This window comes from Bacillus sp. 491mf, from assembly GCF_900112415.1.
Taxonomy (GTDB): Bacteria; Bacillota; Bacilli; order Bacillales; family Bacillaceae_G; genus Bacillus_A.
On sequence record NZ_FOLV01000035.1, the window covers coordinates 13,495 to 40,382 of the forward strand.

Consider the following 26,888-nt stretch of genomic DNA (forward strand, 5'->3'; position numbering starts at 1 on the left):
TCCTCCTTATGCCCATGTTTTAAGCCTAACGAATTTCCATGCTTCCCAAATAAGAGGGAGCAGGAGAAGTAATGCATATTTAGATGGTAATGGGGTTAAAACAATAAGAATCATAAAGATCAAATAAACCCAGGTGCGGCTAATAGATATAAATAACAAGTATAGCGCATAGTGGATAATAAACTTCATATTTATTTCTTGTTTCTGTCTCTTCTCTGGAATTTCGGTGTGAGCTCGAACACTGTATGAACGAAATTCTAAGCGTTCCGGATAACGATTTATCACATCCAGCGCCTTAGTGGCTACAGTTTCTATATCACCTGATTCGAGCGAATACTTCACTAATAAGAACAGTGCGTCCATATGCTCCGGCTGAATCGAAAGTAGATGCTCACAGTCCTTGATGGCATCGGTAACTTGGTCACGGCTATAATAAATTTCAGCGCGGTACAGTAAACCATCCGGATTATCTGGATCAATGGAAAGTAAGTCGTTAAAGGATTGTAGCGCACGCTCTTTATTTTCTATACGTAAATAATAAACGCCTTGCATGCGTAAAAGTTCTGGGTCTTCTTGATAAAGATCGTATGCAAAATCCAACGCACTTTTTGCTGCTTCTAAGCTATTGTTCATAAGTGCGTGCTGGGCTTTCTCACGTAAGTATAAATATGCTTCGAAATATAAATCGTCACTTTTCTTGAAAATATCGTAACGCATTTCCCCTGCGCCGCTAATTCTTTCTAGTAAAAATTGTACTGTTTCTTCACCGTACTCAAACTCTAATTCCTGTTTTTGTTCACTAAAGCGAAAAACATTGTCGATAAGTTCCCAAATCGAACTAGAGAAATGGTAATGATATTCTAAAAAATCTATTAATCTATCTCGAATCACTTCGGCATATTCTACATTCCATATTACATCGGAACTTAATAGGTCTTCCCAGTTTTTCAGTTCTATTCGTGCAAAGAAATCGTCATACAGTGTCTCGACTTTTTCCATAAATGCGTGAACAGGATGCTCTGAAACGAGAGTGGAAGCAAGTTCAGGGTTATTGTCAATCCAAGTAGGGAATACAGGATTGACATATGAACCTTCTTCGTTTTCATCTATTTCTTGCAATTCTGCTTGCATTTGTTTTGCGTTTTTTATTGCCCTATCAAACGCTTCTCTTAGTCGCTGATATCCTTCTGGGTCATCTTCTGGATGGTAGACTTTTAGAAGTTTTGCGTAAGCTTTTTTAATAGCAGCAATATTGTCAGTAGGTTCAATCTCTAATGTTTTCCAAATACTCATTAATGAGTAATCCACCTTTCTATACTTTCTAAATGCTCTTTCAATGCAATAGCAGCCTCTTTAATTTTTTTATCATTTTGTGAAGTGAGCACAGTTTCGAATTGTTGTAACAAGATGGAAACTTTCTTACGTTCGTCACCGAGTAACTCTTCATAGAGACGTTCGCCTTTTGCGAGCAACAAGCGATTTTCAGTCCGGTCGCGGGGATGAATTTTAATTTCTTTCAATTCTAGTAGTCTAGCTTCAATTTCTTTTTCTGTAAGATTTCCGGCATTTTGTTGGATAATTGCTCTTTTTTTCTCTCCAGTCGTTGTACTTATTACCTCGACTTCGAGAATGCCGTTAATGTCATATGTATAACGAATGTCAATTGCCTCTTGCCCGGCAGGAGCAGGAGGGACTTTAATTTTGAGTTCGCCAAGTTTTAAGTTATTTTTAACCAAGCGGTTTTCTCCTTGATAAACATCAACAAGTATGGATTGTTGTCGATCATTGACAGTATAAAGTCGTTCCACTCGGCTCACAGGAATCGGTGTATTTCGTTCAATAATCGGGAAGAAGTATCCGAATTCTTTTTGTCCATTTCCTAACTCTTGAACAACACTAGTTCCTAACGTATAAGGACAAACGTCCGTTAAGATAACTTCTTCTAGCGCTTTGTTTCGTTCTTTTAAAGCAACTTGAATCGCAGCGCCTAAAGCAACTGTTTCATCAGGATTAATATTTGCATAAGGCATACGTCCAAAAATTTTAGAAATGATGGATTTGATAAGTGGCATTCTTGTCGCTCCGCCAATTAGAATTACAGCATCTAAATCATTGGGATTTAACGATGCATCACGAAGTGCCCGTTCAATAGGGTAGCGAAGCCGTAAAAGAAGCGGGGTTACTATTTTTTCAAATTCATTTCTGTTAATAGGAGTTTCATATGTCTCATTATGAATTGTGACTCTCATACCTGCGCTATGTTCATTACATAGTGTGAGCTTACAACGTTCTGCTTGCGTATAAATTAACGATTGAGTTTTCGAATCAAGTGAATTCAAATCAAGTTGGTGTGACTCTAAGAAATAGGACATTAAGCTTTTTGTGAAGTCTTCGCCCCCAAGGTAATTATCGCCGGCGATGGATTTAACATCCATTACTCCTTCAAATAATTCCAGAATAGAAACATCGAATGTACCACCACCTAAATCAAATACAAGGAATTTTGTTTCTGTTTCCTCCTGGCATAGTCCGTAAGCGATCGCAGCAGCTGTTGGTTCGCTAATGAGTCGTTCAACTTTTAATCCGGCAATTTCTGCAGCGTGTTTCGTGGCTTTGCGCTGAGCATCATTGAAATAAGCAGGTACGCTAATTACAGCACCAGTAACCGGTTCATTTAAATATGCTTCTGCATCTTGTTTTAAAGACTTGATGACAAAAGATGAAAGTTCTTCAGAAGAAAAAGTATACATACCTAATTCATATTTTTTCTCTGTTCCCATAAATCGTTTAAACGTTGATGCTGTAAAATGCGGATGGGTAATCAGCCGTTCTTTTGCAATACGTCCGACTAAAATCTCACCGTTTTCTTCAACGCTGACGACCGATGGTGTAAGATATTCGTCAAGTGCATTAGGGATAAGGATTGCGCCATCATCTGTCCAATAAGCCGCCAAACTATTTGTTGTTCCTAAGTCAATTCCGATCGTTGCCATACTGATCACCTTTCTTCTTTATATTTTCTATATTTTCTATATTTTACTATATCATTGCAGTAGGGAAAAGTATCTAAAAAATAGCATAGAAAAGCTGTAATGGGATATTCAAAAAATGTAAAGCAGATGGAGATTAGGAGTGAAATAGGGGGATAAACCTTTCAAGAACTATATATGGATTATTATGTAATTACTCAATCACTCTATGAAAAAAGGCAGAAAAGCACTTTTTTCTTATTTCGACGAGATATGACAAATCAAAAAAGTTTTATTTGTTATAATATTTTTGCATAATTAGAGGAATGTGGAATTATGGAAGTTGAATCATAATTAAATCGCAAAGGTAATCTCTTTTGATAGAGAACAAAGTAGAACGTAAGGGTAGGGATAGGCCAGATGATGGAAGATAATCTTAGAAGAATTCGAGATTTACTGAAGGTTGGCGATGCTGATCAGGCAAGGAAAGAAGCGGAAATGCTTATAAAGGAAGACCCAAAAGACGCTTCCGGATACTTTTGTTTAAGTCATGTTTATTTTTATGGATTTAGTGATAAGAATAATGCAAGTAAGTATTTAGAAGAGGCGCTTAAACTGGATCGTTTAAACGAGCAAGAACCTGCGGTAGTTTCAACAACGAAATTATCACCAGAAGAAATTGAACCACCATTATTGAGCACTGAAGCTGTGTTGGAGAAACAGCTGACGGAAGAAGTAGCTGCAGCCGAACAACCGCAGTTATCACTGAAAGAACATAAAAAAATTCAATCGGATTCAAAGGATGAATCTCCTTGGTATAAAAAATGGCAAATCTATATGGCCATTACGCTGTCTATTATTCTCGTTTATCGTGCTGGGAAATTATATAACGTTTATCATAAATCAAATGAAAATACGATGCCAAATATAAGCCAAGAAGAGAAGAAGGTTATTACTGAGTCTGCAGATAAGATACTTAAAATAAAACAAAAGAATTTCAATGTGCATACAGCTGTGCTCAAATTATATGGATTAAAAATAAGTGACTTTAGCGAGAATTCGCTTCGTGAATATGTATCCGATCAGTATGTACCAATTGTCATGGAAAAGGCTGGGCAACCGAGTGTAGAGAACTTAAAGAATTCACATCCTGCTAAATTTTATGAAGAAGAGACAAGTATGTACTTGTCAGTGAAAAGTGATGATAGTACTTTTATATTGGAAATTGCAGGGGATAGAATTAATCATATTTACGGAGAAACCTGGGATAATAGTGAGCAAGAAATGCAAAGGTATCATGAATTACTGAATAAGTTGGAAACGCAAGGTGTGGAAGCGAAAGGTAAAAAAGACTGAAGTATAAGCAGAACAACAAAAATAAGCTGGATGTTTTTTCGCATCTGGCTTATTTTTGTTGTTTGCATCAAGCCGCTTCCGGCGTATCCTCAATTTGAAAAAAAGTGTTAAAATAAAGTGAAACTTTCCTACCTGTGTGTCGAATATAGCCGAGGAATCTTTAAATCATGTCGAAGCGCCGATAAATGATACATTTGCGCCGATATATTGTGAGTCTCGGCTGACCAAGCAAAGTAGGACGGAGAAAGGACGTTACAGTGTGAAAAAAGTAAAGTTTATTCATGCGGCAGATTTGCATTTAGATAGTCCGTTTAAAGGGATGGAACTGAATGTACCCTTCTTTATATGGGAAAGAATGAAGGAAAGTACATTTCGTTCGTTTCTGCGCATTGTGGATAAAGCGATTCAAGAGCAAGTTGATTTTGTTTTGCTTGCGGGGGATTTGTATGATGCAGAGACGAGAAGTTTGCGGGCGCAGGTGTTTGTTCGTGAGCAAATGAAGCGTCTGGCGCAGTATGATATTCCGGTATATGTGATTCACGGCAATCATGATCATTTAGGCGGGAGCTGGGCGGCCATTGAGTTTCCAAGTAATGTGCATGTTTTTACAGAGCCTTATATAGAAGAAAAATCATTTTATAAAGACGAGGAGCTGCTTGCCTCTATTTACGGATTTAGTTATCAGCAGCAAGCTGTGACGGATAATATGACAGCGCAATATAAAAAGATGACGGGTGCACCGTTTCATATCGGTATGCTGCACGGAAGTGTGGAAGGGGATTCGGATCATAACCGGTATGCGCCGTTTCAAATTCGTGAACTGAAGGAGAAGGGGTTTGATTACTGGGCGCTTGGTCATATACATAAACGTGAAGTGTTAGCAGAAGAACCGTGCATTGTATATTCTGGCAATATTCAAGGGAGACACCGAAAGGAAACGGGAGAGAAAGGTGCGTACGTAGTTTCCTTGTCTTCGCAAGGGACAGAACTAACATTTTTTAGTACGAATGATGTGATTTGGGATGAGATTTCGATTCCGATTGATGAGTTAGAAACGGTTGATGATTTGATTCACGCCTGTACGGAGAGCATGAACGGTGTGCGAAGAGAAGAGGAAGGTTTGCTTGTGACGATGACGTTTACAGGGCAATCTGCGCTTGCTTCTTATTTGCGTGATGAAAAGCGCGTGGAAGAAATCTTGCAAATTGTCTCATCAGGCGAGGAGCGCAGCAATTTTGTTTATGTTGTGAAATGGAAGAATGAAACGATTTCGTTTGCGGAAATTGAGAAGTTGAAGAACGAGAACCATTTTATCGGGAATGTGCTGCAAGAGCTTGAGTCGTTTTCGAGTATGGATGAGGTGCTGCGAACCATTTGGACATCACCTGTTGCGAGGAAGGTACTTCACTCATTTTCTGAGGAAGAAAAGAAAGAGATTCAAAAGTCAGCTGAGAATATTATTTTAGAGCAATTACTAGAGCAAGAGAGGAGTAAAGCATGAGAATAGAAAAGCTTCATATTTACGGATATGGAAAATTAGAAAATGCTGAGCTGAGTCTTTCCATGCTTACGGTATTGTACGGAGAAAATGAAGCTGGCAAGTCGACGATTCGTTCGTTTATGAAGAGCATATTGTTTGGCTTTCCGACAAGGGGCCAGCGCCGTTATGAGCCGAAAGAAGGCGGGAAATACGGCGGTGCGCTTACGGTTTTTACTGAGGAGTATGGACGATTAAAAATTGAACGTCTTCCCAAAACAGCGGCCGGTGAGGTGACGGTTTATTTTGCGGATGGAAAAACAGGCGGTGAGGAAATTTTAAAGCAACTGTTAAACGGAATGAATGAGCAGTTGTTTGATTCTGTGTTTTCTTTTGACATGCATGGGTTGCAAAATATTCACCATATCGGCGAAGGGGATATTGGTAACTACTTATTTTCAGCAAGTGCAGTTGGCAGCGACGGGTTGTTACGCCTAGAAAAGACGCTTGAGAAAGAAATGGAGCAGCGCTTTAAACCAAATGGCCGCAAGCCGGAAATTAATGTGGCGCTGCATGAGTTGAAAAATCTGCAAGACCAGCTCGCAGATTGGCAAGGGAAAATTGCTGCGTATGAAGAGCTTGTCGGAAAGAAAAAGAGTATGGAAGAGCGCCTTTCTATTATTCGCACCGAGCAGCAAGAAGCGGGAAAGCGAAAGCAAGATTATGAAGTGCTAGAAGCGCTGCAGCCGCTTTTTTTAGAAAAGCGTGCGTGTGAACGGTTTTTACAGCAACATGCAGAGCATAAGTTTCCTGTTGATGGTTTGCAGCGTTATGGAGGGATAAAAGCACGGCTTGAACCGCTTCAGCTCCAAGAAGAGGGGCTGCAAAAGAAAATAGCTGGTGCAAAGTTTGAAATAGAAGCATTACGAGTAAATGAAGAATTGCTTCAACAAGATATGTACGTAGAAGAGCTTCGTTTGCAGCATATGTCTTATGAAGCAGCGCTACAGGAAGTGCGGGATTTGACGGGGCGCATTTTACATATCGAAGAAGAAATACAAGATTTGCAGCAGCAAATCGGCGCTACATTTGCGCGCGAGGACGTTCTTTCTTTTAATGTGAGCCTAGCGATGAAGGAAACGATTACGCAAATGGTGCAGCAAGCAAAAGAGGTAGAAAAGCGAAAAGGGCAGTTAGATGAACGATTTAAAACAGCGCAGGAGCAGTTAGAGGAACAAGAAGAAGCCGTGAAAAAGCTGCAGTCGCAAACATTGCCAGACCAGGAGCGGGAGAACTATTTGCCAAAGGTGCAAAGTGCCGCATCTCGCCAAAAGCGAAATCGCAAAGCACCGCAGATGAATAAAACGGTGCTGATTGTATTCGGTATGGATGTTTTACTGCTGCTTGCCGGTGTTTTTATGGATAATCGTAAGTTGTTGTTTGCAGGAGTCTTTTTGTTAATTGGCCTTGTAGTTTTTTATGTGATGTATATGAAAGGGTCAGATGAACAAGAAGGCAATGAAGCGCTTGAACTTCAGTATCGCCTTGAGAAAGATGATGAGGTGCGGAAGTTATTAGAGCGCGAGGAATTTAAGTTAAAGCAAATTGAGCGTGGGTATGAACGTGTTCTTTCTGAATATGACGAGTGGGAACGCGATCTGTTTAGTGTGAATGAACAGGTGAAATTGTATAAAGAGGAGTATACGTTGCCACATAATTTTACGCACGCACACATATTGCCGGCGTTTGAACGGATCGAAAAGATACAGCAACTGTACCGAGATTTAACGAAGCAGCAAGAACGAAAAGAATTACAGGCAGACATGATTTCCGGGTTTGAACATAAACTAATGAAACTAACGGTTGTTACAGAAAGAAGCGCCGAGACACCGTCGTTATTTTTGTATGGGTTAAGTAAAGATGTGCAGAAAGAAAAGGAAAAGCAATTACGGAAAAAGCAGCTGCTAGAAAAGCGTGCGGCGTGGGAAGAAGAGTATGCTGCATATCATCAGAAGATTCATCATCTATTAGAAGAACGTCAGCATATTTTGGACATTGCTGCGGCAACTGATGAAGAGGCGTTTTTAACGGCGGCAAAGCAAGCGGAGCAAATAGAAGAGAAAAAGCAGCAGCTGAGCCGGTTAATTCCGCAAATGGACGTACTAGAAGGGCGACTCATGACGTCAGCGCTAGAGAATGGGTATCGTCTAGAAGGATATGAAGAGGAGCGGAAGAAAGAGCAGGAACAAATAGACAGGCTAATGCAGGAGGAAAAAGAGTTGACGCATACACTTGCCGCTCTTCGTCTTGATATCACCCAGTTAGAAGAAGGCCGGACGTACGGTGATGTCCTTCATGAATGGGAGCTGAAAAAATCACAAGTGCGTGAACAGGTGAAAAAATGGGCAGCTTATGCAGCGGCAAAGGCGGTATTAACGAAAACGAAGAAGTATTACCATGAAGTGCAGCTGCCGCGTATTTTGCAAAAAGCAGAAGAGTATTTTATATATTTAACAAGTGGAAATTATGTAAAAGTCTTTTCGCCAGATGCAGAAGAGCCGTTTATAGTAGAACGACAAGATGGACTGCGTTTTTATAGCCATGAATTAAGCCAAGCGACAGCGGAGCAGCTCTATTTATCGCTGCGGTTTGCGCTCGCGCATACGTTTGAAGGGCAGTATCCGTTTATTATTGATGATAGCTTCGTACACTTTGACGTGCTGCGAACGGAGCGAACTGTGCATCTGATGAAGGAATTAGCGAAGGAACGACAAGTGATTTTCTTTACTTGTCATAAGCATCTTTTAGATTTCTTTGTAGAAGATGAGATTCAGCGATTAACGCAGTAAATTAAAAAGCCGACATAAAGCCCTCTCTTTTTTTAGATGGTCGAGAGCGGTTAGGGTCTATTTTTGCCCTGCATAGCAGGGATTTATATGTTGGAAAATCAAAATGGATATATATATGCTATACTAACTATATCGATGACGGTGGAGGAAAGTATATGAAAAAGAAAATTGCACAGTACGAAGTTGGTGAGCAAGTCGAGTTATTTTTAATGATAAAATCGGCAACAAAAGGGATTGCAAGTAATGGGAAACCATTTTTAACAGTCATCTTGCAAGATCAAAGCGGAGATATTGAAGCGAAGCTATGGGATGTGTCACCTGAAGTAGAGCAGCAATATGTAGCAGAAACAATTGTGAAAGTAGCAGGAGATATTCAAAATTATAAAGGCCGCATTCAACTTCGCGTTAAGCAAATTCGTGTGGCGAATGCAAATGAAGTAACTGATATCTCTGATTTTGTGGAAAAAGCACCGCTGAAAAAAGAAGATATGGTCGAGAAAATTACACAATACATATTTGAAATGCGTAACCCAAATATTCAACGCATTACAAGACATTTACTGAATAAGTATCAAGGGGAATTTTTAGATTACCCAGCCGCAACAAAAAATCACCATGAGTTTGTCTCAGGGCTGGCATATCACGTTGTATCGATGCTTGACTTAGCAAAAGCAATTGCAGCGCTATATCCGTCTCTTGATAAAGACTTATTGTATGCAGGCGTAATTTTACACGACCTCGGTAAAGTCATTGAATTATCAGGCCCAATTTCCACAACGTATACGTTAGAAGGAAACCTACTAGGTCACATTTCTATCATGGTAAACGAAATTGGAAAAGCCGCAGACGAACTGCAAATTGAAGCAGAAGAAATCTTAATTCTTCAGCACATCGTCTTATCACATCACGGTAAAGCTGAATGGGGCAGTCCGAAACCGCCTCTTGTAAAAGAAGCAGAAATCCTTCATTACATTGATAACTTAGATGCGAAGATGAATATGATGGACCGTGCACTAGGCCGCACAAAACCAGGCGAATATACAGAGCGTGTCTTTGCGCTCGATAATCGTTCGTTTTATAAACCGACGTTTCATAATTAAAAAGGAGAAGCTGATCAAAAGTCCACTTTTGGTTAGCTTCTTTTATTTTTTTGGTATGATTTAGTGTTATTTATGTGTCGGATATCGTCGAGGAATCTTTAAATTGTGTCGAAGCGCCGATATATTTTAAATTGTGGTCGATATATTGCAAAAAGCGCCGATAAATGCACCATTTCCGCCGATATATTGCTGGGAACGACATCATAACTAAAAAGATTCCACTCCAGAAAAATTATCGTAATAAAATAAACTGTATTTAATTTTCGATATATTACAAAAATATTGAAAATTCAGCTGTTCGATAATAATATATAAATATCGACAAAAAGAGATGAGTCGATAACTTATACATAATGGAGGAGGGACTACGTTGAAAAAGAACAGAAAATTAAAAACTTTTTCAGTGTTGGCAACAGGGGCAATGTTAAGTTCTATGTTTGCTTTCGGTGGTCATGCTGCTTATGCAGAGTCATCACTGGCGCCATCTAGTTTCATAGATGAGCATTTAATACCGGAGGATCGCTTGGCAAATGCGTTGAAACAACGCGGGGTTATTGATTCTTCTGCATCACAAGCAGAAACGTCAAAGGCTGTAGAAAAATACATAGAGAAGAAGAATGGCGAAAATCCTGGAAAGGAAACAACGCCAGAAGACAGCCTTACACAAGAAGCTACTGACTTTATGAAAAAAGTAAAAGATGAAAAGATGAAAGAAAAAGCGCAGCAAGTAGAGAATGGTCCAGCAAATGGAGAAGCATCTGGATTTACTGCTGGAAAATTGAATGGGAAAGTTCCGACATCTCCAGCGAAGCAGGCTGAATATAATGGGGCAGTTCGCAAAGATAAAGTTCTTGTGCTACTTGTAGAATATAGTGATTTTAAACATAATAATGTCGATCAAGATCCAGGATATATGTATGCGAATGATTTTAATCGTGAGCATTATCAAAACATGTTATTTGGTGATAAGCCGTTTACATTATTCAATGGCACGAACATTAAAACATTCAAGCAATATTATGAAGAGCAATCAGGCGGCAGTTATACAGTCGACGGTACTGTAACAGAGTGGTTGAGTGTTCCAGGTAAAGCGGCAGATTACGGCGCTGATGCTGGTACTGGTCATGATAATAAAGGACCATTAGGACCACGTGATTTAGTAAAAGACGCATTAAAAGCAGCGGTGGAAAAAGGTATTAATTTAGCTGATTATGACCAATTTGATCAATACGATTACAACGGCAATGGTAATAAAAATGAACCAGATGGAATTATCGATCATTTAATGGTTGTTCACGCTGGTGTTGGACAAGAAGCTGGCGGTGGAAAATTGAAAGATGATGCAATTTGGTCTCATCGTTCAAAACTTGGGGCAAAGCCTTATGCAATCGATGGAACGAAATCATCTGTTCCAAACTGGGGCGGAAAGATGGCTGCGTATGATTACACAATCGAGCCTGAAGACGGTGCAGTTGGTGTATTTGCGCATGAATTTGGTCATGATTTAGGTTTACCGGATGAGTACGATACAAAGTATTCTGGACAAGGTGAGCCGATTGAAGCTTGGTCTATTATGAGCGGCGGTAGCTGGGCTGGAAGAGTTGCTGGAACAGAACCGACAAGTTTCTCTCCGCAAAATAAAGAATTCTTCCAAAAGAATATGAAGGGTAATTGGGCGAATATTGTTCAGGTAGACTACGATAAACTTCGTGGTGTTGGATCGGCAACGTATTTAGATCAAAGTGTTACGAAGTCAAATCGCCCAGGAATTATTCGTGTGAATTTACCTGATAAAGAATTGAAAAATATTGAACCTGGTTTTGGAAAGAAATTTTATTATAGTACAAAAGGAAATGACATCCATACAACATTAGAGACACCATTATTTGATTTAACAAATGCAACGAATGCGAAATTTGATTACAAAGCATTCTATGAATTAGAAGCAAAGTATGATTTCCTAGATGTATATGCGATTGCAGAAGATGGAACGAAAACAAAGATTGATAGAATGGGTGACAAAGACATCAAGAATGGTGTGGACACAACGAACGATAAATGGATTGATAAATCTTATGATTTAAGTCAATTCAAAGGTAAAAAAGTAAAACTACAATTTGACTATTTAACAGATATTGCTGTAGCATACAGAGGATTTGCGCTTGATAATGCGACTTTAACAGTAGATGGTAAAGTTGTGTTCTCTGATGATGCAGAGGGACAACCAAGCTTTACGTTAAAAGGCTTTACGGCTTCTAATGGATTGGAATATAAGAAAAATAACTACTATTTAGAGTGGAGAAACTACGCTGGTTCTGATGAAGCACTGCAATATGGACGCGGTCCAGTTTACAATACAGGACTTGTTGTATGGTATGCAGACCAAAGCTTTACAGATAACTGGGTTGGTGTACATCCAGGCGAAGGATTCCTTGGAGTAGTAGATTCTCATCCAGAAGCGATTGTAGGATCATTAAATGGTCAGCCATCTGTGAAAAGTAGCACGCGTTATCAAATTGCAGATGCTGCGTTCTCATTTGATCAAACACCGGCGTGGAAAGTAAATTCACCGTCACGCGGCGTATTTGATTATAAAGGGTTACCAGGTGTGGCTAAATTCGATGACTCTAAAGTATATATAAACAAGTTAATTCCAGATGCAGGACGCAAACTTCCAAACCTTGGCCTGAAATTTGAAGTAGTAGGTCAAGCTGATGATAAGTCTGCAGGAGCAGTTTGGATTCATCGTTAAGTAAAATAAAAGAGTCATAAAACCTTCCTTCCTTTCATACAGTAAAACTAACCAAGCTTGTCTGATGAAAGGAAGGAACTTTAATGGAAAATTTACCATGGTGGATTTATCTCATTATTGTTGGAATTGTTGTGAGCGGTTATATGGTCTTATTTACGTCGAAACAAGAACAAGAAATTGATAATGAGTTTATTGAAAAAGAAGGCGAAGTCTATATGAAACGCCTCGCTGAAGAACGGGAACGACGCCATCAAGATAAGGATAAGGATTCCGTTTTGCTTTAATAGTATGAAAAGAGGATGCGTAGCCGAATGGTTACCATCCTTTTTGTTGTGGGGTTTTGAAATGATTAAGACCAAATATTTAAAGTGTAATTCAAACGAAATATCTGGTAGTTCATTAACGTTTTGAATCTTTAGTAACATTAGGTCTTGAGATTCTTTTCCCGTCTTTATAGTCAAGACAAGAAACCTCAATCATCAACCCATTAAATACTGTAAAGTAGAAGCCATAACTACTCCCTCTCATCATATAAGGTTCTTTATCTATTTCAATACCTCCATCGATTAAGCGGTTATATACTTGATCAACCTCATTAGGTTCTTCTACTAAGAAACCAATATGAAACGCCTCTGGATATTGCGCATCTTTACCATCTTTAAACGCTTTTGGATCACTTAATACGAGAATGAATCCATCATTATCACTCATTACTACAAGAGCTTTTCCTTTCGCTTCTAAAAATTGAAAATCAAAAAATGTTTCAAAGAAATTTCTCGCTGCCGCTAAATCATTTACACATAAATTTAAGTGATTTAGTTTCATATACTCATCTCCTTTTCATCATATTTATATTTCAGGGATTTTCTCCTTTAGAACAGTTTCATGTGTAAGCTAAAGAATGCCATACTTCAAGAAGGAAGTATGGATACTATCATTTCGCGGATTTTGTACGTTAAGGTGAGGGGATACCATACATGCCTATCAACTAGAGAAAATGCACTGTCTCCAAATGTAAAAAAATGAACAATAATTTGTAAAAAAGTTTGATCAAAAGTATTGTGTAGGTATGTAGGGTTCTTATGTTTAACATACGGGCCAAATTGTTAAATGAAATCAAATCCATGTCCCTGTTGAACATTGTTGATGAACGGTATTTGAAATCAGATAATGAGGAGAATGAGAAAATGGGCGTAACGATTAAAAAATTTACAGAAGAAGACCTGAATTGTTCTGTCATCATCAATGATCGATTCACAGTAGATTCGATTCTTTTGTTAACGGCAACGGGGCATTCCATCCAGTATACGGTGAAGAAAGTTCGTCCCTATGAAAAACAGTATTCAGATGATCCAGATGATCTACTTTGCTTGCAAGAATACATTGATCATCCAGATCAGGCGCTATTCTTGGCAATTGAAGGAAATGATATTGTCGGCCTGGTCATAGTAAGACGAAACTGGAATGAGTTTGCTTACATTGAAGACATCAAAGTAGCCCAAAAATATCGGCGACATGGTATCGGCCGCCTACTTATGGATAAGGTCAAAGATTGGGCTCAAGACAACCGAATGGCTGGTATGATGTTAGAGACACAAAATAACAATGTGGGTGCATGTAAGTTTTATGAACGCTATGGTTTCTTTATTGGTGGCTTTGACAAATATGTCTACAAAGGTATCAATCAGCTGAGTGACGAAATAGCGATATACTGGTATTTTATATTTGAGTAGACCTCTACAATAAGCTCATTACTTTTATAAAACCAGAATTGATTATTTGTAATAAATTAAAAATTATATGGCTCTTTTATCAAAATTTGAAACTGGTAATTCCAGTAAGTCGCTTTGATCATATAAGTTTAGTAAGTGTTTTTCTATTCCCATACAAATTTCTTCTAATGGAAGGTCATTTGAATCTTGACCAAATGGATCTTCAATTTCAACTCCTATTGCTTCAATTCCTAAAAATGCAAAACTAATAAACATCGTTGCCATAATCGTAAACCATCCCATACTATCAACCAGCCCAATTGATAAAGTCCCACAAAAAATGATAAGTAAACTTTTAATATGTGCAAAGTATGCAAAGGGAATGGGTGTTGCTTTAATGCGATCACAGCCGCCTATAGAATTTAACAGATTATCCAATTCATCTTCCATATTCATTAAGGTATTTGGAGGAAGTTGCCCGGATTTCAATCCCTTTGTTATGACAGCTTTTAACATGAAAATTATGGTAAGAGGTAAATAGTTGGATCTCACCAACATTTCCTTATCTTTATCCGAACATAGTTCTAATAGATCTTTTATTTCGGATAGATCTTTTTCATCTCTCAAATGTTGTTTAGCTAGTTTTGGAAAAGCAATTAATAAATGTAGAAACTTTAATTTTTCTTTATCCATAGTATTTCCTTTAGAATCCCAGTAACATAAAAAGCTTACTGCTAAATTTCTAGTCGAATTACCGACTCCTCCAAATAGTTTTCTTCCTTCCCAATATCGATCATATGCAGTATTTGTTCGAAATACTAATAATAAACCTAAAGCTCCCCCTACAATAACCCACGGAGTCGAATTTATATGTATTCCAAAGTAGTAGTTAATAAGAACAATACAAATAGAAATACATGTATAAACAATGATCTGTTTAAAGATGTTTTTTATAATTGTTCCCTTTAACGTAAAGATTTGTTTTAAACTTTCTTGATTGTCGTAACGAATCATATGTGAATAAACCTCTTTTCTTCTATAAGCTGTTTGCAATTGTGCGATAGTGTTAATGTCTCTATCATAACTGTGAACCTAACAGACTTAATATATGTATTTATTAGATGGAGTTACATGGATAAAACATGGAAATTATATTCTAATACATTTCCCGGAAGAACAATGCTAACTTTCTTACGCAAATCAATAGATTAATATTTTTATCATAGCTAGAGTCTTATTGTCAATCACCATTTTTATATACTAAGAGAAATGGATTTAACTGTATTGTTGACCTCATGAAAGAGTGGGTTATATGAGTTTGAAATTATTCTATGATAGCAATCGTTATGGTTAGCTCGGGGATATCAACACAAATTCTGTTAACCAAACACAACAACAATATGAAGCTTCCCAGTATAATGGTTACGGAAGATGTACAATTGCAGGGATGATTGGTAGTTTATCTGTCATTAGTTAGTATCTTATGAAATGACCAGCAAGCAGGCGTCTACAAAAATGAAGATGGTGCTATGATTTGGAATTTGCTTAGCAGGAAATTCGAGTGGATTCACATAAAAGATGTCGATTTTTTTCATAGCACAAATGATTCCATAAACAGGTCATATATGATAAAATAATAGAAACGTATGTTCTATTTCTTATTTACATATGTTAAACATTTTAGAAAGAGGTGCTTGTGATGATTTTAGGTATTAATCCGTATGTAGTGACAAATGGTAATGGGCAAGAGGCTATTAAGTTTTATGAACATGCATTGGATGCAAAAGTTGTAAGTCTTCAAACGTTTGGAGACATGCCTGAAAACCCGGAATTCAAAGTTCCCGCTGAGGCGAAAGACCTTGTGTTACATGCTCATTTAAAAGTGGGTGATACGAATCTAATGATCTCTGATACATTTCCAGGTCAGCCATACCAAATTGGATCGCAAGTGACTATCGCTATTCACATACAAAATGCAGACAAATCAAAAGAAGTGTTTGAAAAGTTACAAGATGGTGGTCAAGTCGTGATGCCGCTTCAAGAAACGTTCTGGAGCCCATTATATGGCCAAGTCAAAGACAAATTCGGCGTAGAGTGGCAAGTTTCAACGGAAGGCGCTAATATGTAAGTCATTGTACGGGACTGATGATCAGTCCCGTTTTTTGTGTCCACCGATATCGGCGCCTTTCGCAATATATCGGCGCTTCGACACGATTTAAAGATTCTTCAACGTTATTCGACGCATGAATCATGGAACCCATTTGGAATGAAGGTCCCATCTTTTCTTTTTCCTTAATTTGTGTACTATAAGAAGTAGAAAGATATAAAAAAGGGGACTTTCGAATGGAATTTCATGAACAAAAAATATTACCAGCGGTTCGGCAAATTAAAGATTTAGAGAAGCTATTACATAGCTCCTATGAATATATCGTTATTCTTGATATTCATGTCGGTCAGTTGAAAAGTGTTGTGGCATTAGCGAAGCAGTATTGTAAAAAGGTCTTTTTGCATGTGGATTTAATTCATGGTTTGCAAAGTGATGCGTATGCGACGGAATATGTATGCCAAGAGTTTCGTCCGTACGGGGTGTTATCTACGAGGTCTAGTGTGATTATAAAAGCGAAGCAAAAAGGCGTTGTGGCGATTCAACGCGTTTTCTTAATTGATTCTAGTGCAATGGAAAAGAGTTGTGCTCTTTTAGAAAAGACACAGCCCGATTATATTGAGGTGCTTCCAGGTGCTTTAACAGGCGTAATTGCGGAAGTGAAGGAGCGGACTGGATTATCTATTTTAGCAGGCGGATTTATTCGCACTGTGGATGATGTGGAAAGGGCTCTGGCAGCTGGTGCAACGGCGATTACAACGTCGAAGAAAGAATTATGGAAACATTTTCATGAAAAGTGACAAAAATATGAAAAAACCAATTGACAACGCTTTCAAATGAGTTTAACATTATAAATAAGTTAATAAACGTGACGGAGAAAAGTAGAGATCCACATTTCATTGCTTCTATGATTCTATAGAAGCGTGCATTTGTGGGTTTTTTTCATTTGGAAATGAATGGACATTCAATTTGTCTCTTTCACTGAAAGCGTTTTAATTTGATTATGGAGGGGTTATATGTCACCATTTTTAGGGGAGTTAATAGGGACAGCATTACTAATCATTCTTGGCGGCGGCGTTTGTGCTGGTGTTAGTTTGAAGAAATCATTTGCACAAAATTCAGGATGGATCGTCATTACGATGGGATGGGGCTTAGCGGTTTCGGTAGCTGCTTATGCAGTTGGATCGATTAGCGGAGCGCATTTAAATCCAGCGGTAACAATTGGACTTGCGTTTAAAGGAGCATTTCCTTGGAGCGACGTACCAGGCTATATTGCAGCACAAATGATTGGGGCAATGATTGGGGCATGTATTGTATACTTACATTACTTACCACATTGGAAAGAGACAGAAGATGCAGGGACAAAATTAGGTGTATTTGCAACAGGACCAGCAATTCCAAACACATTTGCAAACCTTTTAAGTGAAATGATTGGGACTTTTATTCTAGTATTTGGTATTTTAGCAATTGGAGCAAATAAGTTTGCAGACGGTTTAAATCCGTTCATTGTAGGTTTCTTAATCGTAAGTATTGGTTTATCATTAGGAGGGACAACTGGTTACGCAATTAATCCAGCACGTGATTTAGGACCTCGTATTGCACATTTCCTTCTTCCGATTCCAGGAAAAGGCGGATCGAACTGGAAATATGCATGGATTCCAGTAGTAGGACCGATTTTAGGCGGATCATTAGCGGGATTATTCCATCAAGTTGTATTTGAAGGAAAGCAAAACTCAGCACTTATTTATGTAGCGATTGCAACGGTAATTGTTCTAGCAATCTCTTATATGACAAGCAAACAGAGCGGAAAAAATACAAATAGTAGAAAAGTAGCATAAGGGGGAAATAAACATGGAAAAATTTATTCTTTCATTAGACCAAGGAACAACGAGTTCACGTGCGATTCTTTTTAATAAAGAAGGTAAAATTGTACATGTTGCGCAAAAAGAGTTTACACAGCATTTTCCAAAGCCAGGCTGGGTTGAGCATAACCCGCAAGAAATTTGGGGATCGATTTTAGCGGTTATTGCAACTTGTTTAAGTGAAGCAGAAGTAAAACCTGAACAAATCGCAAGTATCGGGATTACAAACCAACGTGAAACGACAGTTGTATGGGACAAAGAAACAGGCAAACCTGTATACAATGCAATCGTATGGCAATCTCGTCAAACAGCGGAAATTTGTGACGAGTTAAAAGAAAAAGGCTATGGCGATATGGTTCGCGAAAAAACAGGTCTTTTAATTGACGCATATTTCTCTGGAACGAAAGTAAAATGGATTTTAGATAACGTAGAAGGCGCAAGAGAGAAAGCAGAGCGCGGCGAGTTATTATTCGGAACAATTGATACGTGGCTTGTATGGAAATTATCTGGCGGCAACGTTCATGTAACAGATTATTCGAATGCATCTCGTACATTAATGTATAACATTCATGAGTTAAAATGGGACGAAGAGCTTCTTGAAATGTTAACAGTACCAGCAAGCATGCTTCCAGAAGTACGTCCATCTTCTGAAGTATATGGTCATACAGTTGATTATCATTTCTTCGGTCAAAACGTACCGATTGCAGGGGTTGCAGGTGACCAACAAGCGGCATTATTCGGCCAAGCTTGCTTCGGTGAAGGTATGGCGAAAAATACATACGGAACAGGCTGCTTTATGTTAATGAATACAGGTGAAAAAGCAGTTGCATCTGAGCATGGTTTATTAACAACAATCGCATGGGGCTTAAATGGAAAAGTAGAATACGCATTAGAAGGTAGTATTTTCGTAGCGGGATCTGCGATTCAGTGGCTTCGTGATGGACTGCGTATGTTCCAAGATGCAAGTGATAGTGAAGCGTATGCAGCGCGCGTTGAGTCAACTGACGGCGTCTATGTTGTACCGGCATTTGTTGGACTTGGAACACCATATTGGGATAGTGAAGTACGCGGCGCGGTATTCGGTTTAACACGCGGTACGACGAAAGAGCATTTTGTTCGTGCAACGCTTGAATCGTTAGCATATCAAACAAAAGATGTATTATGTGCGATGGAAGCAGATTCCGGCATCGAGTTAAAAACATTACGCGTAGATGGCGGCGCAGTGAAAAATAACTTCTTAATGCAGTTCCAAGGTGACATTTTAGGTGTGCCAGTAGAGCGTCCAGAAGTGAACGAAACAACAGCTTTAGGAGCGGCATATTTAGCTGGTCTTGCGGTTGGTTATTGGAAAGATCAAGAAGAAATCGCAGCGCAGTGGAATATGGATAAGAGCTTTGCACCAGCAATGGAAGCGGGTACAAGTGAAGAGCTATATGCTGGCTGGAAAAAGGCAATTGAAGCAACGAAAGCTTTTAAATAAGTATAAACAGTGTTATAATGTTGATAAGTTAATATTTCGGTAGGAGATTTGGAGAGACCACAGCACGCTATAGAAGCAATTCTATGGTGATGTTTGTGGTCTCTTTTTTTCGTAATGAAAGGGAGGAATTACTATGAAATTCTCAAGTAACGGGCGTCAAAATGTTTTAAATGAAGTAAATAAACAAGAAGTAGATGTGGTTGTCATTGGCGGTGGGATCACAGGAGCGGGTATTGCGCTAGACGGAGCAAAACGCGGATTATCAACAGTTGTGTTTGAAATGCAAGACTTTGCAGCAGGTACATCAAGTCGTTCTACAAAGCTTGTTCACGGCGGTTTACGTTATTTAAAACAGTTTGAAGTGAAAATGGTAGCTGAAGTTGGGAAGGAACGTGCCATTGTATATGAAAACGGTCCTCACGTAACAACGCCAGAGTGGATGCTGCTACCGTTCCATACAGGCGGTACGTTCGGTGCATTTAGTACATCAATTGGACTTCGCGTATACGACTTTTTAGCAGGCGTTAAGAAAAGCGAGCGCAGAAAAATGTTTAGCCGCGAAGAAACGATGAAGAGAGAGCCGCTTGTGAAACAAGAAGGGTTAAAAGGCGGCGGTTACTACGTAGAATATCGTACAGATGACGCGCGTTTAACAATTGAAGTCATGAAAGAAGCGATCAAACATGGTGCAAAAGCAGTCAACTATGCGAAAGTAGACGGCTTCTTATATAAAGATGGAAAAGTATGCGGCGTTCGTGTAGTCGACTTATTAGACGGAAACGTATATGAAGTGTACGGTAAAAAGATCGTCAACGCGTCAGGCCCTTGGGTCGATACACTTCGTGAAAAAGATAATTCGAAAAAAGGAAAAGTCTTGCAGTTATCAAAAGGTGTGCACCTTGTCATCGATCAAAAGCGTTTCCCACTAGGGCAAGCAATTTACTTTGATACGCCAGACGGACGGATGGTATTTGCGATTCCGCGCGGAGGTAAAACATACGTAGGCACAACAGATACATTCTATGATAAAGATGCAGCAGTACCAAAAATGACAACAGAAGATCGCACATACATTATTAACGCGATTAACTACATGTTCCCGAGCGTAAAAATTACAGAGAAGGACATTGAATCAAGCTGGGCCGGCGTTCGTCCATTAATTTATGAAGAAGGAAAGAGCGCATCTGAAATTTCTCGTAAAGATGAAATTTGGACTTCTGAATCTGGTCTAATTACAATTGCTGGCGGAAAATTAACAGGATACCGCAAAATGGCAGAGATGGTCCTAGATTATGTCACATCGTTAATGCAAAAAGAAGGTCAAGGTTCATATCCAAAAAGTACAACGAAACATATGCCAATCTCTGGCGGTCATGTTGGCGGTTCGAAAAACTTCCCAACATTTATTGCGAAAAAAGCACAAGAAGGGAAAAAATACGGTTTAACAGTAGAACAAGCAGAGCAGTTCGCAAAATTCTACGGTTCAAACGTCGATGTACTCTTCGAATTAGCGAAAGAGTATAAAGGAGATGCAGAGCGTCATAACATGCCGCTTGACGTCATTCTTCCACTCGTATACGCAATGGAGTTCGAAATGACAACAAAACCAGTCGACTTCTTTGTACGCCGCACAGGAGCAGTATTCTTCAACATTCACTGGGTATATCAATGGAAAGACGCTGTGATCAACTACATGGTAGAGGCCTTAAACTGGAGCGGAGAAGAGAAGCGGAAGTATACAGCTGAATTAGACGCAGCATTAACAGATGCAGTTGTACCAGTCGATCAACAAGATCAGGCATCTGCGCTGGCATAAAAATGAAAACCACACTGTTTCTAAAAGTTTAGAGATGGTGTGGTTTTGTTTTGAAAAGATTTTTAAATAAAAACGAAATAAGTCGTTTAATATTCTGGAATTAAAAAGCTTTAAATGTTAATAGGGGTACCGTCCATGTCCATTAACTTAAGAAATTAATTGTTTCCCAAAACAAAAAAATGAGCCGAATTCTCATAAATAACTGTGAAAAGGTGAATTTTTCGTTATGGGAGGTTTCTCAAATGTTAGCTTGATGGGTATGGAACGATCCCCCTAAGAGCATTCTTTTTGAGAAGAAAATAGAATTTTAATGATTTGCTGAAGATGTGAGTTTAAAAAAGTTTTGGTATAATGTGGATATAAATATTTAGATAGATGGGAATGAATTGATGGAAGGAAAATTATTGGTAAAATATATTTTTTACTTTTTTTCTTATTTACTTGTTTATATACCCTCATTTCCAGTTATAGTTGTTCTTGGTTTAGCTGGTGCTTCTCCAGATGTAGAACATACTGTACTGGAATGGATAATTGCTATTTTTGAGATTTTAGTTACAATGTTGGGAGCTTGGGTTTTTAACTTTATTTTCAAGAGTATTATAGGAATAAAGAAGAACACAAAAATCACTTGGACTATCTGTATTCTTCATTTAATTCTAATCCCTTTGACATGGAGACTTCTTCTTTATTTTTAAATTATTCATTTATAACTCTGTATTTAATCAATCCTTTTTTCAAAGTAACATAAAGAGGAAGATAATGTACTTAATAAATTTTATAATTTAAATAAAGAAAAGAATCCCTTTAAATGATCTAAAAGACTTCTTTTTTTGTATATTTGATATAATCAATATTGATAACTAACTTGTCAAAACAGAAATTTCACTTCACCTATAGTATCAGCCCCACCTACGCTAGATACCTTGATAGCCACACTTGCCATCCAACCCATTATCATTATAATAGAAAGCGCTTACAAAGTAAATGATTTCCTCTTAGAAAACATTATTTTTCTATGCAATTAAACTTTGTTTTAAACAGTACAACTTTCTTTCAAAATCACAATTAGCGGTTTTATGTGTAATTGCAGCGTTATTTGCATTTATATGGGTGAAGCAAAATGAGCATACTTTTCAGATGTTAGAAGAGTAGCTGTTTTGCCTTTTTTATTTGTTCTTATTCAACTAAAACACAGGAATCTTTTTTCATTGTATTTTTTGTTTTGATTTTGTCCTTTGGTTTTCCATTGTTTTTTGTTTGGAGTGTTGGCTCGTCGTGTGGGGGTGAGACCCCACGGTTTGAAAAGTAGCGATATAGCGGATAAGAGAAAGTCTGGGACGAATGATCTGGCGGTACTTCTAATAGAAGATTAATTAATATATGCAATTTTGCATATATTAATTAATGTATCTACAAACTCAACATTAGATGTTAAAATTACGTTTGCCGATGGTAGGATCAATTGTGAAAATAAGGAGGAATTAAGACATGTTTATGAAAAGAAAACTCCCAATACTTACACTCTTAGCATTAATATTTAGTTTGATAGTTACTGTTTTTCCGACAAATACTGCTTTTGCAGATGAGGAAGATCGTATACTTGATATTTATGGTGATCCAGTTACCACAAATAAAGACTATATGTTAGTAAATAAGTATTGGGACGTGGTGGGGGTTCATCCTTCAGAACGTATAGCAGCTGTAGGTCAGAACAAATTTGGATTATCTTATGAGAAGTACGCTGGTTGGCATTATGCAATTCAGTATAGACAAGCATCTTATTATGGATCAGCAGAAATGCATAAAGATACAAAAGGTAATCAGTACTATGGTACACCTATAAATTTTGAAACTCCAGATGGATTAAACAGTGATGGATATGTAAGACATAATACGCCAGTTACAATGTCAATGTGGATTGGTGGGCCAAACGCTGATGCCGGAGGAACAAAAAAATATATAAATGCCAAGGATGCTGGATGGATTTATTTTAGCGACCAATCAAAAAGCAAGCTAATCGTTCAGAAAAGAAATTCGAAGGAAATAGACTTAGCAACAGGCACTACCGAGATTCTTAGGGATAAATTTGGTAGACCTTGTGATTGGTATAGTGCAGATCCAAAGAACTCTTATTATGGGGTTACATCAACTTTCCAAGTACAGATCGCACAATATTTAGGCTCAGATCATCAGAAAATGTGGGCAATTTCTGCTCCTAAAAGTGTTGCTGGCTACGAATTAGTACCTTTGCAGTGAAACTATATATTAAATGGAGGAATGTAGTATGAAAAGAAAAATTTTAGCTATAGCTTCTGTAATTGCTTTAACAGCTCCTATTCAAAGTGTGGCGTTCGCACATGAAGATGACGGGCAAGTTGAGCCACCTATCGCTCAAAAATGGTCAGCAGAATCGATACATAGTGAAGGAGTAAGTTCTCATTTATGGATTGTAAACAGAGCCATTGATATTATGTCCCAAAATGAAACTGTTGTGAAGAAAAATGAGACAGCTCTATTAAATGAGTGGCGTACTGATCTAGAGAAAGGTATTTACAATGCGGATTATAAAAACCCATACTATGATAATTCCACATTCGCTTCACACTTTTATGATCCTGATTCAGGAAAGACGTATATTCCATTTGCTAAACAAGCAAAACAAACAGGAGCGAAATATTTTAAACTAGCTGGTGAAGCTTATCAAAATAAAGATATGCAAAATGCATTCTATTATTTAGGATTATCACTTCATTATTTAGGGGATGTTAACCAACCAATGCATGCTGCAAACTTTACTAACATTTCGCATCCATTTGGCTTCCACTCAAAATATGAAAACTTCGTCGATACAGTGAAGGATAATTATAGAGTAACGGATGGAAATGGTTATTGGAACTGGAAAAGTGCAAATCCAGAAGAGTGGGTTCATGCTTCAGCAGCTGCAGCAAAAGCTGATTATCCATCAATTGTTAATGGTAGTACGAAAAATTGGTTCCTAAAAGCAGCTGTATCACAAGACTCTGCTGATAAATGGCGTGCGGCAGTAACACCGGTAACAGGAAAACGTTTAATAGAAGCACAGCGTATTACAGCTGGATATATTCATTTATGGTTTGATACGTACGTAAATCATCAATAATAACTGCACTTACTTATGTCATAAAGTAAAATGGAAACGACTATTGGGTTCATGTTTCATCATATGGAGATAAAATCCAGACTATGCCCCACCAATGCATGTGTCTCGGCTGAATCCCAATTATATGTTGGAGAAACATCACATCCATTAATTTGTAAATTGACATAAATAACAATGATAAAATAAGAAAAAACGTTGCATCAATTGATTGCAACGTTTTTTCTTATTTTATTTACTTTGCACTTAATAGCCATTAAATCTGAATGATTTTAAGAAATTCATTGCCAAATATACGAGAAGAACAATTACTTATATAATGAAAACGAGAAAGGGGGAAATGGAAGCATGCCAAAACATATCGTAGATCTATCAAAATACAATGATAATATCGATTGGGATATAGCGGCGCCGCAACTAGATTTGGCAATCTGTCGCGTTCAATATGGCTCAAGGAAGATAGACCAACTATACAATGAACACGTCCAAAATTTAGAAGCATATGGAGTTCCTCATGCGGCTTATGCTTACGGTTGTTATGTAAGCATTACAGATGCTATTGTGGAGGCCGAAGATTTTCTGGCACGTGTAAACCCAAATGCGAAATTTCTTGTGTTAGATGTTGAAGAGGACACGCTAGCAAGCTGCGGAGCTACGAATCTAGCAGAAGCAGCACAAACATTTATTACTACTTGCAAAGATGTTGGTTGGAAAGTTGGCTTATATGTAGCACATCATATGTATGGATCTTATGGGTTACAAAATGTACAAGCTGATTTCTTATGGATTCCACGATATGGAGGCAGAAAACCTAAATATGAATGCGATTTATGGCAATATGCAGATGGTGAAACAGGTGGATGGATTGATGGAATTGGAAAAGTAGATTTAAATGTTTTAAACGGAGATAAGCCGCTCGAATGGTTCACAAATGTTCAGGAACTTTATCGCATCTTTGTAGGAGACTTCAATTCAGTTGAATGGATGGAAGATGTATATCAGACAATCAAAGTTATTTTTCCAGACTACGGGATATGGACGCAATCTCTTGATGATGGAAATCAGCGTATCATTATTGGTGATTTCAACTCCAAAGCGTGGTGTGATGAAACGTTTGCGAAGTTGCAAGAAGCTTTCCCGTCATATGGTATGTGGGCCCGGCGAATTTAGCTATTTACGTCCAAAGTTATTTTCAAAAATATGTTAATGTAATGTATAAATATTTATGAAAAAATTATACAAGAGGAAAAGGAGTCAGCCCCGCAGCTTAAAAGCTGTGAGGACTGACTCCAAAGTTCCTTCATATTATTATCTTTGTTATTGTTTGATAGTAAGTCTTTTTCAATTATATGATTAATATTGCAAAAAGAACCTGCTACATCCTCATATGCAACATTGCATATGAAGATGTATTGATAAAAACATAGGCGCTTACTATAATAAGAGCATAAAGATAAATCACATCGTAGCAAAAAAAGAGGAGGAAATACTATGACAATCGCAATGGCAATTTTAAAATTTTTAGGTGGAGTACTTCCATTCGTTCAAGAACTTTTAAAAGCATTTATGTAAGTTCACTATTTAGCAATTATTGATAAATAATTTATCCTTAATACGAAAAAAGGAAGGGGTTGAGTTTTTTGAAAATTACAAAAAATACAAAAAGCACAAAAGGAATCAAATTACTAGCGTGTTTATCAATTGGCTTATGCACTTTTACTTATTCTTCTATTTCCTTCGCTGAAACACCTAAAAGTAATTCAGCTAATGCAACAAAAAAAGCTATTAACATTGATACTGGTATAGCAAATCTAAAGTATAATAATCAAGAGGTTTTAGCAGTAAATGGTGATAAAGTAGAGAGTTTTGTTCCAAAAGAAAGTACAAATTCAAATGGTAAATTTGTAGTGGTTGAACGTGAGAAAAAGTCACTTACAACTTCACCAGTTGATATTTCGATTATTGATTCTGTGGCTAACCGTACTTATCCAGGAGCAGTACAACTTGCAAATAAAGCTTTTGCAGATAATCAACCTGATTTATTAGTGGCTAAGAGAAAACCTTTGAATATTAGTATCGACTTACCTGGTATGAGAAAAGACAATACAATTACTGTCCAAAATCCTACATATGGTAATGTGTCTGGAGCAGTAGATGAGTTAGTATCTACTTGGAATGACAAGTATTCAAACACACATACGTTACCTGCAAGAATGCAGTATACAGAATCTATGGTGTATAGTAAATCTCAAATCGCAAGTGCTCTTAATGTTAA

The 26,888-nt window shown here is 37.8% G+C and carries 21 protein-coding genes; 17 read left to right on the forward strand and 4 right to left on the reverse strand.

What is annotated here, in order from left to right:
- Positions 1 to 6 precede the first annotated feature (6 nt).
- On the reverse strand, positions 7 to 1,293 hold the full coding sequence (locus BM211_RS20860; RefSeq protein ID WP_035437828.1) for a J domain-containing protein: 1,287 nt from the start codon (positions 1,291 to 1,293) through the stop codon (positions 7 to 9).
- Complete coding sequence (locus tag BM211_RS20865) at positions 1,293 to 2,993, reverse strand: molecular chaperone HscC (RefSeq protein ID WP_035437826.1); 1,701 nt, start codon at positions 2,991 to 2,993, stop codon at positions 1,293 to 1,295. Before BM211_RS20865 ends, BM211_RS20860 begins: the two co-directional genes overlap by 1 nt.
- 399 nt (positions 2,994 to 3,392) lie before the next feature.
- Between BM211_RS20865 and BM211_RS20870 the strand changes: the two genes are divergently transcribed.
- From BM211_RS20870 to BM211_RS20895, 6 genes are all read left to right on the forward strand, one after another.
- Positions 3,393 to 4,325, forward strand: a complete 933-nt coding sequence (locus BM211_RS20870) for a tetratricopeptide repeat protein (RefSeq protein ID WP_081904996.1) — start codon at positions 3,393 to 3,395, stop codon at positions 4,323 to 4,325.
- A 259-nt stretch (positions 4,326 to 4,584) separates the two neighbouring features.
- Positions 4,585 to 5,826: a metallophosphoesterase family protein gene (locus BM211_RS20875; RefSeq protein ID WP_035437824.1), complete on the forward strand. Its 1,242-nt coding sequence runs from the start codon at positions 4,585 to 4,587 to the stop codon at positions 5,824 to 5,826.
- Positions 5,823 to 8,651 (forward strand): ATP-binding protein, encoded by a 2,829-nt coding sequence (locus BM211_RS20880; RefSeq protein WP_090999287.1) that lies wholly within the window; start codon positions 5,823 to 5,825, stop codon positions 8,649 to 8,651. The genes BM211_RS20875 and BM211_RS20880 overlap by 4 nt, the downstream gene beginning before the upstream one ends.
- Before the next feature lie 155 nt (positions 8,652 to 8,806).
- Positions 8,807 to 9,751, forward strand: coding sequence for a 3'-5' exoribonuclease YhaM (yhaM, locus tag BM211_RS20885; protein ID WP_090999289.1), 945 nt, complete (start codon positions 8,807 to 8,809; stop codon positions 9,749 to 9,751).
- Positions 9,752 to 10,121: 370 nt separating this feature from the next.
- Positions 10,122 to 12,503: an immune inhibitor A domain-containing protein gene (locus BM211_RS20890; protein ID WP_090999291.1), complete on the forward strand. Its 2,382-nt coding sequence runs from the start codon at positions 10,122 to 10,124 to the stop codon at positions 12,501 to 12,503.
- 83 nt (positions 12,504 to 12,586) lie between these two features.
- On the forward strand, positions 12,587 to 12,787 hold the full coding sequence (locus BM211_RS20895) for a sporulation YhaL family protein (RefSeq protein ID WP_035437816.1): 201 nt from the start codon (positions 12,587 to 12,589) through the stop codon (positions 12,785 to 12,787).
- Positions 12,788 to 12,902: 115 nt separating this feature from the next.
- Here BM211_RS20895 and BM211_RS20900 read toward each other — a convergent pair whose 3' ends face one another.
- Positions 12,903 to 13,328: a VOC family protein gene (locus BM211_RS20900; RefSeq protein ID WP_090999293.1), complete on the reverse strand. Its 426-nt coding sequence runs from the start codon at positions 13,326 to 13,328 to the stop codon at positions 12,903 to 12,905.
- Positions 13,329 to 13,690: 362 nt separating this feature from the next.
- Here BM211_RS20900 and BM211_RS20905 point away from each other — a divergent pair, with 362 nt between their 5' ends.
- Complete coding sequence (locus tag BM211_RS20905) at positions 13,691 to 14,236, forward strand: GNAT family N-acetyltransferase (RefSeq protein ID WP_090999295.1); 546 nt, start codon at positions 13,691 to 13,693, stop codon at positions 14,234 to 14,236.
- A 63-nt stretch (positions 14,237 to 14,299) separates the two neighbouring features.
- Here the strand turns inward: BM211_RS20905 and BM211_RS20910 are convergent, their stop codons facing one another.
- A complete protein-coding gene (locus BM211_RS20910; RefSeq protein WP_090999298.1) occupies positions 14,300 to 15,229 on the reverse strand; it encodes a bestrophin family protein in 930 nt (309 codons plus the stop codon).
- A gap of 685 nt (positions 15,230 to 15,914) precedes the next feature.
- Between BM211_RS20910 and BM211_RS20915 the strand changes: the two genes are divergently transcribed.
- The 10 genes from BM211_RS20915 to BM211_RS20965 all read left to right on the forward strand — a co-directional run.
- Entirely contained in the window at positions 15,915 to 16,343 is a 429-nt protein-coding gene (locus BM211_RS20915) for a VOC family protein (RefSeq protein ID WP_035437808.1), read from the forward strand.
- Positions 16,344 to 16,558: 215 nt separating this feature from the next.
- A complete protein-coding gene (locus tag BM211_RS20920) occupies positions 16,559 to 17,119 on the forward strand; it encodes a glycerol-3-phosphate responsive antiterminator (RefSeq protein WP_035437806.1) in 561 nt (186 codons plus the stop codon).
- Between the two features lie 216 nt (positions 17,120 to 17,335).
- Positions 17,336 to 18,157: an MIP/aquaporin family protein gene (locus BM211_RS20925; protein ID WP_035437804.1), complete on the forward strand. Its 822-nt coding sequence runs from the start codon at positions 17,336 to 17,338 to the stop codon at positions 18,155 to 18,157.
- Between the two features lie 13 nt (positions 18,158 to 18,170).
- The gene (gene glpK, locus BM211_RS20930) at positions 18,171 to 19,661 is read left to right on the forward strand and encodes a glycerol kinase GlpK (RefSeq protein WP_090999300.1); all 1,491 of its coding nucleotides are present in this window, start codon (positions 18,171 to 18,173) and stop codon (positions 19,659 to 19,661) included.
- A 133-nt stretch (positions 19,662 to 19,794) separates the two neighbouring features.
- On the forward strand, positions 19,795 to 21,477 hold the full coding sequence (locus BM211_RS20935; RefSeq protein ID WP_090999302.1) for a glycerol-3-phosphate dehydrogenase/oxidase: 1,683 nt from the start codon (positions 19,795 to 19,797) through the stop codon (positions 21,475 to 21,477).
- 389 nt (positions 21,478 to 21,866) lie between these two features.
- A complete protein-coding gene (locus BM211_RS20940) occupies positions 21,867 to 22,172 on the forward strand; it encodes a hypothetical protein (protein WP_035437799.1) in 306 nt (101 codons plus the stop codon).
- Positions 22,173 to 22,965: 793 nt separating this feature from the next.
- A complete protein-coding gene (locus BM211_RS20945; protein ID WP_090999304.1) occupies positions 22,966 to 23,733 on the forward strand; it encodes a hypothetical protein in 768 nt (255 codons plus the stop codon).
- A gap of 28 nt (positions 23,734 to 23,761) precedes the next feature.
- Positions 23,762 to 24,616, forward strand: coding sequence for a phospholipase C (locus tag BM211_RS20950; protein WP_035437797.1), 855 nt, complete (start codon positions 23,762 to 23,764; stop codon positions 24,614 to 24,616).
- A 345-nt stretch (positions 24,617 to 24,961) separates the two neighbouring features.
- Positions 24,962 to 25,783 carry a GH25 family lysozyme gene (locus tag BM211_RS20955; RefSeq protein ID WP_035437796.1) on the forward strand — a complete coding sequence of 274 codons (822 nt, stop codon included), beginning with the start codon at positions 24,962 to 24,964 and terminating at the stop codon, positions 25,781 to 25,783.
- A gap of 470 nt (positions 25,784 to 26,253) precedes the next feature.
- A partial coding sequence (locus BM211_RS20965) for a thiol-activated cytolysin family protein (protein WP_371261895.1) occupies positions 26,254 to 26,888 on the forward strand: 635 nt, incomplete at its 3' end.

Excerpts from the sequence above, each read along its gene's own strand:
- BM211_RS20860 (WP_035437828.1), bottom strand. The coding sequence starts at position 1,293 with ATGAGTATTTGGAAAACATTAGAGATTGAACCTACTGACAATATTGCT.
- BM211_RS20865 (WP_035437826.1), bottom strand. The coding sequence starts at position 2,993 with ATGGCAACGATCGGAATTGACTTAGGAACAACAAATAGTTTGGCGGCT.
- BM211_RS20870 (WP_081904996.1), top strand. The coding sequence starts at position 3,393 with ATGGAAGATAATCTTAGAAGAATTCGAGATTTACTGAAGGTTGGCGAT.
- BM211_RS20880 (WP_090999287.1), top strand. The coding sequence starts at position 5,823 with ATGAGAATAGAAAAGCTTCATATTTACGGATATGGAAAATTAGAAAAT.
- yhaM (WP_090999289.1), top strand. The coding sequence starts at position 8,807 with ATGAAAAAGAAAATTGCACAGTACGAAGTTGGTGAGCAAGTCGAGTTA.
- BM211_RS20895 (WP_035437816.1), top strand. The coding sequence starts at position 12,587 with ATGGAAAATTTACCATGGTGGATTTATCTCATTATTGTTGGAATTGTT.
- BM211_RS20900 (WP_090999293.1), bottom strand. The coding sequence starts at position 13,328 with ATGAAACTAAATCACTTAAATTTATGTGTAAATGATTTAGCGGCAGCG.
- BM211_RS20905 (WP_090999295.1), top strand. The coding sequence starts at position 13,691 with ATGGGCGTAACGATTAAAAAATTTACAGAAGAAGACCTGAATTGTTCT.
- BM211_RS20910 (WP_090999298.1), bottom strand. The coding sequence starts at position 15,229 with ATGATTCGTTACGACAATCAAGAAAGTTTAAAACAAATCTTTACGTTA.
- BM211_RS20915 (WP_035437808.1), top strand. The coding sequence starts at position 15,915 with ATGATTTTAGGTATTAATCCGTATGTAGTGACAAATGGTAATGGGCAA.
- BM211_RS20920 (WP_035437806.1), top strand. The coding sequence starts at position 16,559 with ATGGAATTTCATGAACAAAAAATATTACCAGCGGTTCGGCAAATTAAA.
- BM211_RS20925 (WP_035437804.1), top strand. The coding sequence starts at position 17,336 with ATGTCACCATTTTTAGGGGAGTTAATAGGGACAGCATTACTAATCATT.
- glpK (WP_090999300.1), top strand. The coding sequence starts at position 18,171 with ATGGAAAAATTTATTCTTTCATTAGACCAAGGAACAACGAGTTCACGT.
- BM211_RS20935 (WP_090999302.1), top strand. The coding sequence starts at position 19,795 with ATGAAATTCTCAAGTAACGGGCGTCAAAATGTTTTAAATGAAGTAAAT.
- BM211_RS20940 (WP_035437799.1), top strand. The coding sequence starts at position 21,867 with ATGGAAGGAAAATTATTGGTAAAATATATTTTTTACTTTTTTTCTTAT.
- BM211_RS20945 (WP_090999304.1), top strand. The coding sequence starts at position 22,966 with ATGTTTATGAAAAGAAAACTCCCAATACTTACACTCTTAGCATTAATA.
- BM211_RS20950 (WP_035437797.1), top strand. The coding sequence starts at position 23,762 with ATGAAAAGAAAAATTTTAGCTATAGCTTCTGTAATTGCTTTAACAGCT.
- BM211_RS20955 (WP_035437796.1), top strand. The coding sequence starts at position 24,962 with ATGCCAAAACATATCGTAGATCTATCAAAATACAATGATAATATCGAT.